The organism is Actinocorallia lasiicapitis (assembly GCF_054778695.1).
Genome location: NZ_BAAGZI010000207.1, coordinates 1 through 10,121 on the forward strand (window position 1 = coordinate 1; position 10,121 = coordinate 10,121).

The 10,121-nt window shown below is 69.5% G+C and carries 11 protein-coding genes and 1 pseudogene; 8 read left to right on the forward strand and 4 right to left on the reverse strand.

Annotated elements, in window-relative coordinates; translation table 11 throughout:
- The 6 genes and pseudogenes from ACYVE7_RS21155 to ACYVE7_RS21180 all read left to right on the forward strand — a co-directional run.
- Positions 1 to 288, forward strand: a pseudogene (locus ACYVE7_RS21155) (PLP-dependent aminotransferase family protein); the annotation flags it as partial.
- A gap of 137 nt (positions 289 to 425) precedes the next feature.
- Positions 426 to 950, forward strand: a complete 525-nt coding sequence (locus ACYVE7_RS21160) for a GNAT family N-acetyltransferase (RefSeq protein WP_460366705.1) — start codon at positions 426 to 428, stop codon at positions 948 to 950.
- Entirely contained in the window at positions 947 to 1,930 is a 984-nt protein-coding gene (locus ACYVE7_RS21165) for a glycoside hydrolase family 18 protein (protein ID WP_460366706.1), read from the forward strand. The genes ACYVE7_RS21160 and ACYVE7_RS21165 overlap by 4 nt, the downstream gene beginning before the upstream one ends.
- Before the next feature lie 88 nt (positions 1,931 to 2,018).
- Positions 2,019 to 2,192: a hypothetical protein gene (locus ACYVE7_RS21170; RefSeq protein ID WP_460366707.1), complete on the forward strand. Its 174-nt coding sequence runs from the start codon at positions 2,019 to 2,021 to the stop codon at positions 2,190 to 2,192.
- Between the two features lie 139 nt (positions 2,193 to 2,331).
- Entirely contained in the window at positions 2,332 to 3,249 is a 918-nt protein-coding gene (gene dapA / locus ACYVE7_RS21175; protein ID WP_460366708.1) for a 4-hydroxy-tetrahydrodipicolinate synthase, read from the forward strand.
- A 22-nt stretch (positions 3,250 to 3,271) separates the two neighbouring features.
- Positions 3,272 to 4,960 (forward strand): ribonuclease J, encoded by a 1,689-nt coding sequence (locus ACYVE7_RS21180; RefSeq protein WP_460366709.1) that lies wholly within the window; start codon positions 3,272 to 3,274, stop codon positions 4,958 to 4,960.
- 56 nt (positions 4,961 to 5,016) lie between these two features.
- Here ACYVE7_RS21180 and ACYVE7_RS21185 read toward each other — a convergent pair whose 3' ends face one another.
- Complete coding sequence (locus ACYVE7_RS21185; protein ID WP_460366710.1) at positions 5,017 to 5,676, reverse strand: uracil-DNA glycosylase; 660 nt, start codon at positions 5,674 to 5,676, stop codon at positions 5,017 to 5,019.
- A 79-nt stretch (positions 5,677 to 5,755) separates the two neighbouring features.
- Between ACYVE7_RS21185 and modA the strand changes: the two genes are divergently transcribed.
- Positions 5,756 to 6,487, forward strand: a complete 732-nt coding sequence (gene modA / locus ACYVE7_RS21190; RefSeq protein WP_460366711.1) for a molybdate ABC transporter substrate-binding protein — start codon at positions 5,756 to 5,758, stop codon at positions 6,485 to 6,487.
- A gap of 129 nt (positions 6,488 to 6,616) precedes the next feature.
- Here modA and ACYVE7_RS21195 read toward each other — a convergent pair whose 3' ends face one another.
- Together ACYVE7_RS21195 and dapB are read right to left on the reverse strand one after the other, a co-directional pair.
- Complete coding sequence (locus tag ACYVE7_RS21195) at positions 6,617 to 7,177, reverse strand: transglutaminase-like domain-containing protein (protein ID WP_460366712.1); 561 nt, start codon at positions 7,175 to 7,177, stop codon at positions 6,617 to 6,619.
- A gap of 7 nt (positions 7,178 to 7,184) precedes the next feature.
- The gene (gene dapB, locus ACYVE7_RS21200) at positions 7,185 to 7,931 is read right to left on the reverse strand and encodes a 4-hydroxy-tetrahydrodipicolinate reductase (RefSeq protein ID WP_460366713.1); all 747 of its coding nucleotides are present in this window, start codon (positions 7,929 to 7,931) and stop codon (positions 7,185 to 7,187) included.
- 164 nt (positions 7,932 to 8,095) lie between these two features.
- Here dapB and ACYVE7_RS21205 point away from each other — a divergent pair, with 164 nt between their 5' ends.
- Positions 8,096 to 8,545 (forward strand): hypothetical protein, encoded by a 450-nt coding sequence (locus ACYVE7_RS21205; protein WP_460366714.1) that lies wholly within the window; start codon positions 8,096 to 8,098, stop codon positions 8,543 to 8,545.
- 51 nt (positions 8,546 to 8,596) lie between these two features.
- Here ACYVE7_RS21205 and ACYVE7_RS21210 read toward each other — a convergent pair whose 3' ends face one another.
- Positions 8,597 to 9,925 (reverse strand): M16 family metallopeptidase, encoded by a 1,329-nt coding sequence (locus tag ACYVE7_RS21210; protein ID WP_460366715.1) that lies wholly within the window; start codon positions 9,923 to 9,925, stop codon positions 8,597 to 8,599.
- Positions 9,926 to 10,121: the final 196 nt, after the last annotated feature.

Genomic DNA, 10,121 nt, shown 5'->3' on the forward strand with positions numbered 1-10,121 from the left:
CGCCGCCGCGACGTGCTGGCCGCGGCCGTCGCCGAACTGCTGCCGGAGGCGGAGCTCGCGCCGCTCCCGCAGGGCAGCTTCCATCTCTGGCTGCGGCTGCCCGACGGGATCGACGAGCGCGCCCTCCTGGACTCCGCACGCCAGCACGGCGTCCAGGTGGGCGCGGGCCGCCCCTACTTCCCGGCCGAACCGCCGGGCCCGCATCTGCGCCTCAGCTACAACAACGCCCCCGACGACGCGGCCCTGACCGAGGGCGTCCGCCGCCTGGCCACCGCCCTGCACACCTGACCGCCGACGAGGCAGCACTCGTTGCCTTCCGGGTCGCGCCTCGACACGTCCAGTACCTGGGGCGATAGGAAGATCTGCGGGAACCGCGCCTACCGCGCCCGCCGCACCGCCGAATCGTGAGCGGTAGCGTGACCGGCATGAAGGCTGAGGTGGGTGTGCGAGAGGCGCGCAGGGGCGATGCCGCCGCGATCGCGGAGATCCAGATCCGGGCCTGGGAGTCGGCCTACCGGGGGTTCGTCCCGGCGGAGGCGCTGGCGGCCATGGCGGCCGATCCGGAGCCGCTCCGCGAGGAGTGGGCGCAGGCCGCGGCCGCTCCCCCGCGTCACCGGCTGCTCGTGGCCGTCGCCGAGGGGATCGTGACCGGTTTCGCCGCCTACGCTCCCACCGCCGACCCCGACGAGGAGCCCGACGCCGCCGAACTGGTCGCCCTGCACGTCGATCCGCTGCGGGCGCGTGAGGGCCACGGCAGCCGGCTGCTCGCCGCCGCCGTCGACCTGCTCCGCGAGGACGGCTACACCACCGCCGTCACCTGGGCGTTCGTTCAGGACACGGCGTTCCGGGGGTTCCTCGAACCGTCCGGCTGGGCGCCCGACGAGGCGACCAGGGTGCTCGAATTCGACCAGCCCGTCGAGATGATCAGGCTTCATACTGCTCTGTCATGAGATGGATCCGGCGGCTCGCCGCTCTCGTGGTCGGACTTGCCCTGCTCGTCCCGGCCCTGGCGTGGGTCTGGTGGCAGGAGGAGCCGAAGGCGCGCGGCACCGAGGTCAACGCCTTGTGGGCCCGCCACCAGTGGGTCGGCGACGCCCGCACCGAGCAGGAGTACGCCGGCTTCGCCGGGCTGCTCCACCGGAACAAGATCACTGACGTCTACTTCCACGCCGGGCCGTTCGAGCCCGACGGCTCCGTCCCCGCCGCCAAGTACGCCCACGCCCGTGAGCTGACCGCCGCGATGCACCGGCTGGCGCCCGGAGTCCGGATCCAGGCGTATCTCGGGCAGATCCGGATCGTCGGCGGCCACGGGGTCCTGAACCTTGACGACCGGAGCGTCCGCGAGCGGATCGTCACCACCGCCCAGGACATGATCGAAGTCGGCTTCGACGGCATTCACTACGACCTCGAACCCATCTATCCCGACGACACCGCGTTCCTCGATCTTCTCGACCGCACCAGAAAGGTCACCGGGCTCCTTTCCGTCGCACTGGAACAGCAGACACTTCTCGGTGAAGCGCAACCACTCACGAAACTGCTCCCGAGAACCGGCCGTTTCCATTACCCGGCGCGACCGACCGATGCATTTCTCCGCGAAGTCGCCGCCCGGGTCGACCAGGTCGCGATCATGACCTATGACACACAACTCCCCACCCAATCGCTGGTGGGACGGCATTTCGCCTGGCACACCCGGCACACGCTGGAGCTGATCGGCGACCAGGTGACGGTCTTTGTCGGCGTCCCGACCTATCCAGCGCTTTTCGACTGGTCAGAGACCCTCCCGGTGTCGATCCGGGGCGTCCGCAGAGGACTGGACGCGCTCGGGCGCACCCCGGCGAAACCGTTTGGCCTGGGCGTATACGCGGACTGGACCACCTCGGAACAGGAGTGGGCAGATTACCGACGGGTATGGCTACCCGACGTAGAGTAAGGAAAATCGCCCCTTTGAGAACGGTCCAACCCGGGTAGACATCGGTGCGGCGGCCCCGAGGTAAGCCGCGGGAAAGAGGGCGATGAGCATGGAGTACAGCGCGCAGCAGACGCTGGCCGAACTCGCCGACGAGTTCTCCGGCTGGCGGATCGGCTGGGGCGGGTCCGGCCACTGGTGGGCGGTGCGCGGCAACGATCTGATCCGGACCCCGCATGTCGAGGAGCTCCGGGCGAGGCTTACCGAGTCCCTGGTGGTGCATTAAAGGTAACGTTTCGGAATCTCGTAGGAAAACCTCCGTAACGTGGGAAATGCGTGCCACGATGACCGAGTAGACGCCGCTGATCTGCGTACCCCCGAGCGTAGATCGGCGGCGTCTGCCGTCCTCCGGTACGGTTCATGCCATGGCACCCAGCACTGCACCCGACGCCCCGTTCGGCCGGATGCTCACGGCGATGGTCACCCCGATGACCGCCGAGGGCACCGTGGACTTCGACGCGGCCGCAGCCCTCGCGACCTACCTCGTCGAGGAGCAGCGCCATGACGGACTGGTGATCAACGGCACCACCGGCGAGTCCCCCACCACCAACGACGACGAGAAAGAGCGCGTGCTCCGCGCCGTCGTGGAGGCGGTCGGTGACCGGGCGTCCATCGTGTTCGGCGCGGGCAGCAACGACACCCAGCACAGCATCAAGCTGGCGCGGATGGCGCAGGCGGCGGGCGCGGACGGTCTGCTGACCGTCACGCCGTACTACAACAAGCCGCCCCAGGAGGGTGTCTTCCGCCACATGACAGCCATCGCCGACTCCACCGACCTCCCGGTGATGCTCTACGACATCCCGGGCCGGGCGGGCATCCCGATCGAGGCCGAGACCATGATCCGGCTGGCCGCCAACCCGAAGATCGTCGCGGTCAAGGACGCCAAGGCCGACCTGTTCACGGCCTCCAAGGTGATGGCCGCGACCGACCTGAAGTTCTACTCGGGAGACGACCCGCTGAACCTCGCCTGGCTGTCCCAGGGGGCCGTCGGGTTCGTGTCGGTCGTGGGGCACGTGGCCGGGGCCGACCTGCATGAGATGATTGACCTCTACAGGTCCGGTGACACCGCCGGAGCGCTCGCGATCCACCGCAGGCTGCTCCCGGTGATCACCGCGATCATGACGCGCACCCAGGGCGTCATCGCGGTCAAGGCCGCGCTGGGACTCCTGGGCCGGCCGGGCGGGGCCGTACGACTCCCGCTCGTGGACGCCACGCCGGAATTCGTGGCACAGCTACGTGAAGATCTGATCGCAGGGGGAATCAAGGTGGAGGCAACTGAGTGAGCTGTAACAGCGGGGTGGGCGCATGAGCCACCCGCATCCTGAGCTGAGCTACCCGCCGGCACTGCCGTCCGGGGCTCTGCGCATCGTCGCCCTCGGCGGACTAGGCGAGATCGGCCGGAACATGGCCGTCTTCGAGTTCGCCGGGCGGCTGCTGATCGTCGACTGCGGTGTGCTCTTCCCCGAGGAGGAGCAGCCCGGCGTCGACCTGATCCTGCCGGACTTCGAGTACATCCGGGACAGGCTCGACGACATCGAGGCGGTGATCCTCACCCACGGGCACGAGGACCACATCGGCGCGGTGCCGTACCTGCTGCGCGAACGGGGCGACATCCCGCTGGTCGGGTCGCGGCTGACACTGGCGCTCATCGAGGCCAAGCTGTCGGAGCACCGGATCAAGCCGATCCTGCAGGTCGTCTCGGACGGCGAACGCCGGTCGTTCGGCCCGTTCGACTGCGAGTTCCTGTCGGTGACGCACTCGATCCCCGACGCCCTCGCCGTCGCCATCCGCACACCCGCGGGCCTGGTGGTGCACACCGGCGACTTCAAGATGGACCAGCTTCCGCTGGACGGCCGGCTCACCGACCTGCCCGGCTTCGCGCGGCTCGGTTCCGAGGGCATCGATCTGCTGATGTCCGACTCGACCAACGCCGAGGTCCCGGGTTTCGTCACCGCGGAACGCGACATCTCCGGCGCGATCAACAACGTGTTCAGGACGGCCGAGGAACGGATCATCGTCGCCTCGTTCGCCTCGCACGTGCACCGGATCCAGCAGGTGCTCAACGCGGCCGTCGCCAACAACCGGAAGGTCGCCTTCGTCGGGCGGTCCATGGTCCGGAACATGGGCGTCGCCAAGGAACTGGGCTACCTGGACGTCCCGGACGGCCTGCTCGTCGATCTCAAGCAGCTCGACGATCTGCCGCCCGAGCAGGTCGTGCTGGTCTGCACCGGTTCGCAGGGCGAGCCGATGTCGGCGCTGTCCCGGATGGCCAACCGCGACCACCACCAGATCCGGATCACCGAGCGCGACACCGTGATGCTGGCGTCCTCGCTGATCCCGGGCAACGAGAACTCGGTCAACCGGGTGATCAACGGCCTGACCAGGTGGGGCGCGCGCGTCGTGCACAAGGGCAACGCCCTGGTGCACGTGTCCGGCCACTCCTCGGCCGGTGAGCTGATCTTCCTGCTGAACCTGACGAAGCCGTCGAACTTCATGCCGGTGCACGGCGAATGGCGCCATCTGCGCGCCCACGCCAAGCTCGCGGCGCTGACGGGGGTTCCGGACGAGAACATCGTGATCGCCGAGGACGGTGTGGTCGTCGACCTCATCGACGGCGTCGCGAAGATCGTCGGTTCGGTTCCGGCGGGCTACGTCTATGTGGACGGCAGCAGCGTCGGCGAGGTCACCGAGGCCTCGCTCAAGGACCGCAGGGTCCTCGGCGAAGAGGGCTTCGTCTCGGTGGTCGTGGTCGTGGACTCCACCTCCGGCAAGATCATCGCCGGTCCGGAGATCCACGCGCGTGGCGCCGGCATCGGCGACCAGGACTTCCGCGAGGTGATCGACCGGATCCGCGCCACCCTTCAGGAGGCAGCGGACGACGGCGTCGCCGACACCCACCAGATCCGGCAGCGGATGCGCCGCACCGTCGGCAAGTGGGTCAGCGAGAGCTACCGCCGCCGTCCGATGATCGTTCCCGTGGTCGTCGAAGTCTGACCGCGGCCGTCATCGAGCCGGGACGCCTTCGGGCGTCCCGGCTTTCGCTTTCCCGGCTACCAGTCGATCTGCTTCTCCCCCGCCTCGGCGAGCGCCGCGTTGACCGCGCTGAACGGCTTCGTGCCCCACCAGGCCTTCGCGCTGAGCGGGCTCGGATGCGCCGACTCGTGAACGTAGTGCTGCGGCCCGGTGATCAGCGCCGCCTTCTTCCGCGCGTACGCCCCCCAGAGCACGAACACGACCCGCTCGGGCTTGGCGTTGAGGGCGCGGATGGTGGCGTCGGTGAACTCCTCCCAGCCCTTCCTGGCGTGCGAGGCGGCCTCACCCGCCCGGACCGTGAGCACCGCGTTGAGCAGCATGACGCCCTGATCGGCCCAGCGCGTCAGATCGCCGCTCGCCGCCGGTTCGACGCCCAGGTCGGACTGGAGCTCCTTGTAGATGTTCCGCAGTGACGGCGGCAGCTTGACGCCGTCGCGGACGCTGAAGCTCAGACCGTGCGCCTGACCGGGACCGTGGTACGGGTCCTGGCCGAGGATGAGCACCCGCGCGTCGGCGTAAGGGGTGTGCCGGTAGGCGTTGAACAGGTCGTCGCGCGGCGGGAAGACCGTGTGCTTGTCGTACTCCCCGCCGACGAACGCGCCGAGCGCCTCGGTCGCCAGCGGGTCGAGGTCGAGCCGGGCGCGCCAGTCGTCGGGGAGCAGGTCCATCAGATCCATGCGCCAACCCTAACGACGGGCACCGACAGTCGTCTGATTTCGCACCGCGTCCACCCTTCGTCCGCATATGATCTTGCGTATGCGTCGTGCCCTCCCCCTCTGCCTTCTGCTGGCGGCCGCGGCGTGCGGCGGCGGGAACGGCGAGGTCACCCTGGAGGTGCTGGCCTCCCCCTCGCTCACCGACGCCTTCACCGAGATCTCCGACAGCTACGCCCAGACCCATCCGGGCGTGAAACTCCGGCTGACGTTCGGCAGCACGCAGGAGCTGGCGTCGCGGGTGAAGTCGGGCCGTCCCGGCGCCGACGTCCTGGCCTCGGCCGACGAGCAGACCCTGACCGATCTGGCGAAGTACGTCGGGACGGGCACCGTCATCGCCCGCAACTCCCTCACCATCGCGGTGGCCCCCGGCAACCCCAAGCGGATCAAGGGGCTGGGCTCGCTGTCCTCACGGCGGCTGCGGGTCGTGCTGGGCGCCCCGAACGGGGCGATCGGCCGGTACTCGCTGCAGGCGCTCGGCAAGGCGGGCGTCACGGTCCGTCCGGCGGCCGAGGAGCTGGACGTGCGGGCGGTGCTCAGCCGGGTCCGCAACGGCGAGGCCGACGCGGGCCTGGTCTACATCACCGACATGAAGTCGGCGGGCGCCGCGGCCAGCAGCGTCGCGATCCCCGCCGACCAGAACGTCGCGGCGGTCTACCCCGCGACCACACTGGACAAGAGCGAACACCAGAAGGAGGCGGCCGCGTTCGTCCGCTGGCTGGCCTCGTCCGACGGCACCGCCCTGCTCCGCAAGTACGGCTTCCAATCGCCTTGACCCCGGCGGGCGGGGCGGCTCGTGCTCCCCGGGTAGGGGTGGAACCCGGGGGTCACGCCGCTGATCAACGCTCAGTCAACGTAGATCAGTGGTGTGAACGACGACAATCCCCTGAGACGGGGTTGTGACTCAGCCGAGATCGGACGGAATCCACGGGTGGGGGGCCTGGAGTGCTTCCAGAACGGACGGGTGGGGGTCGGCGTAGACCTCTTCGAAGGTCGTCTCGCCGAGTTCGGGGCGCGGCCGGTAGGCGGGCAGGTCCTCGTCGGTGGCGAACCAGGTGCGCAGGCCCGGACGGTCGCCGCGCGGGTCGAGCCGCACCCAGTGGTCGTCGAACTGGACGGCGACCAGGCCGTGCACGACGGTCTCGCCGCTGTCGTCGTCACGCAGCCGCTGGTAGCACAGGCCGGAGGGGATGCCGGCGAGCCGCAGGAACGCCACGTACAGATGCGCCTTGGAATAGCAGAGGCCGACGCCCTGCTCCAGGACGTCGGTGGCGCGCCACGGCCAGCGCGGATCACCCACGTCCATCGAGTGGGAGATCTCGTCGCGGACGAACTCGAACGCGGCCTTCGCGTAGGCGACCTCCCCGTCGGGGAACTTCGCGGAGTGCCGCTGGATCCGCTCGTCGTCGAAGTCGATCGCCTCGGAGGCGCCCAGGTAGTCCCAGGGCTCGTCGGTGAAGTTCACCTCGCGCTCACAGCCCCAGCACGTGCTCGAGTCCGACGACCAGGTCCTCGTCCAGCCCTGCGACCTTGCGGACGCCCAGCAGCACGCCCGGCATGAAGCCCTCGCGGTTCATCGAGTCGTGGCGGATGGTCAGGGTCTCGCCGGGGCCGCCGAACAGGACCTCCTGGTGGGCGGTGAGGCCGCGCAGCCGCACCGAGTGCACCCTGACCCCGTCGACGTCGGCGCCGCGCGCGCCTTCCAGGGACATCTCGGGGTTGGTGGCGTCCGGGGAGGCGGGGGTGCCGGCGGCGGCGCGCGCCTGCGCGATCAGCTCGGCGGTCCGGTAGCTGGTGCCGCTGACGGCGTCGACCTTGTTCGGGTGGTGCAGCTCGACGACCTCGACGGACTCGAAGAACGGCGCCGCCTTCTGCGCGAAGTGCATCATCAGCACCGCGCCGATGGTGAAGTTCGGGGCGATGAGGATCTTCGCGCCGGGCTGGGCGGCCTGCCACTCCTGGAGCTGGGCGACCCGGTCGGGTTCGAACCCCGAGGTGCCGACGACGGCGTGGATCCCGTGGTCGATGAGGAACTTCAGGTTCTCCATGACGACGCCGGGATGGGTGAAGTCGACGACGACCTCGGCCTGCTTGAGGACGTCGAGCGGCTCGCCGGCGTCGGCGGTCGCGACCAGTTCCAGGTCCTCGGCGGCCTCGACGGCCCGGCAGACCTCGGTCCCCATCCGCCCCTTCGCGCCGAGCACTCCGACCTTGATCACTTTCATCCTCCTGACGCGGAAAGCTGCTGAGCAGAAGCCTAGCGCCAAAGAAAAACCCGAAGAATCTTCACAAGAACCACCCTCCGGGTGCAGACTGAGCAAGCGCCCAAAAGTTACACCGGCGGCCGGAATGTCACTCCACCCTTCCCGCCACCCCCGAACGGGTGCGGGGTCCGACCAACGCGCCGGACGGACCCCGCACCTTCCTCTCGCAGACCGCGGCGTTCCGCTCCCTCCAGGGCGAGCTGCTGGCGTGGCTCTTCTTGCATCCTGAAGGAGAGTTCTCCCTGGTGGAGCTGGCCCGGCGGTTCGAGGTCTCGGCCGCGACGGTGACGCGGGAGGCCGACAGATTCCTCGCCTCCGGACTCATCTCGGAGCGGCGGGCGGGGAACCTGCGGATGATCAGGGCCGAGTTGGCGTCACCGGTCGCGGGGCCTCTCGAGGCGCTGCTCGCGGTCACCTTCGGACCGACGGCCGTGCTCCCTGAGCTCTTGGCCGAGGTCGAGGGAGTCGAGGAAGCCTACTTCTCGGATGACGGGATGGCCGTACTGCTCGCCGCGACGGTCGTGATGGACCGGATCGGCGTCGATGCCCGGAGGGCACTGGGCGTTTGAGCGGTGAAGCCCGCCGTCCGGGATTCGGGGGCGGGCGTTCGCGGGAGCCGGTCAGAGCTGGAAGTCGCGGCCTTCGAAAGGGCCGATGACGGTGAGGGTGGGGCGCTGGGCGAGGAGTTCGCGGGCGATGGTGTTGACCTCGTCGAGCGTGACGGCGTCGATGCGGGCCAGGACCTCGTCGACCGGGAGAAGGTTCTCGTAGACCAGTTCGGACTTGCCGATACGGGACATACGGGAGCCGGTGTCCTCGAGGCCGAGGACCGTGGAGCCGCGGAGCTGGCCCTTGCCGCGCGTGACCTCCTCGGCCGTCAGACCCGCCTGGACGGCCTTCGCGAACTCGTCGACGGAGATCTTCAGCACGTCGTCGATCTTGGCGGGCTGGCAGCCGGCGTACAGGCCGAACGAGCCCGTGTCGGCGTGCTGGCTGGTGTAGCTGTACACCGAGTAGGCCAGGCCGCGCTTCTCACGGATCTCCTGGAACAGCCGCGACGACATGCCGCCGCCGAACGCCGCGTTCAGCACGCCGAGCGCGAACCTGCGGTCGTCGTTGCGGGCCAGACCCGGCACGCCCAGCACGATGTGGGCCTGCTCGGTGTCGTCGACGATCAGCCGGGTGCCGCCGCCGAGAGTCGGGGTGGGCTCGCCGCCGATCCGGGGCGCGGCCGGCCGGTCGGAGCCGTTGAGGTGCCCGTCGAACGCCTTCGCCACCAGATCGACGACCCGGTCGTGGTCGACGTTCCCGGCCACCGCGACCACGAGGTTCGGGGCCGTGTAGTGCGAGTGGTAGTAGCGGGCGATGCCGTCGCGCTGGAGGGCGTTGATGGTCTCGACGGTGCCGAGGATCGGGCGGCCCAGCGGGGCGTCGCCGTACATGGCGATCGAGAACTCGTCGTGGATCAGGTCGGACGGGTCGTCGTCACGCATCGAGATCTCCTCGAGGATGACGCCGCGTTCGGCGTCCACGTCCTCCGCGGTGATCAGCGAGCCGGTCAGCATGTCGGAGACGACGTCCACGGCCAGCGGGAGGTCCTCGTCCAGGACGCGCGCGTAGTAGCAGGTGTACTCCTTGGCGGTGAACGCGTTGAGGTCGCCGCCGACCGCGTCCATCGCCGAGGAGATCTCCAGCGCGGTGCGCCGCTCGGTGCCCTTGAACAGCAGGTGCTCGAGGTAGTGGGTGGCGCCGGCGTCGGCCAGGTCCTCGTCGCGGGAGCCGATGCCGGCCCAGATGCCGAAGGCCACCGAACGGACGGTCGGCATGGTCTCGGTGACCACGCGGAGGCCGCCGGGCAGCACGGTGCGGCGGACGGTGCCGACGCCGTCATGGCCCGGGTACAGGGTGACGGTGGTGCCGGGGGCCTGTTCCGTCGCGGACGAAGTCACTGGAGGAGCTCTTCTCAAGTCGAAAGTACAGAAACGAAGAGACCGACCGGCCCCGGCGACAGTGTGTCGCGGAACCGGCCGGCCGTCAGGTGAATCAGGAGTTGCGGTCGCCGCCGTCGGAGTCGCCGCCCCGGCGGGGGCGGTCGTTACCGGCCGGACGGCGGGTGCGGGTGCGGCGCGGACGGTCGTCACCGGC

Excerpts from the sequence above, each read along its gene's own strand:
- ACYVE7_RS21180 (WP_460366709.1), top strand. The coding sequence starts at position 3,272 with ATGAGCCACCCGCATCCTGAGCTGAGCTACCCGCCGGCACTGCCGTCC.
- modA (WP_460366711.1), top strand. The coding sequence starts at position 5,756 with ATGCGTCGTGCCCTCCCCCTCTGCCTTCTGCTGGCGGCCGCGGCGTGC.
- dapA (WP_460366708.1), top strand. The coding sequence starts at position 2,332 with ATGGCACCCAGCACTGCACCCGACGCCCCGTTCGGCCGGATGCTCACG.
- ACYVE7_RS21165 (WP_460366706.1), top strand. The coding sequence starts at position 947 with ATGAGATGGATCCGGCGGCTCGCCGCTCTCGTGGTCGGACTTGCCCTG.
- ACYVE7_RS21185 (WP_460366710.1), bottom strand. The coding sequence starts at position 5,676 with ATGGATCTGATGGACCTGCTCCCCGACGACTGGCGCGCCCGGCTCGAC.
- ACYVE7_RS21160 (WP_460366705.1), top strand. The coding sequence starts at position 426 with ATGAAGGCTGAGGTGGGTGTGCGAGAGGCGCGCAGGGGCGATGCCGCC.
- ACYVE7_RS21170 (WP_460366707.1), top strand. The coding sequence starts at position 2,019 with ATGGAGTACAGCGCGCAGCAGACGCTGGCCGAACTCGCCGACGAGTTC.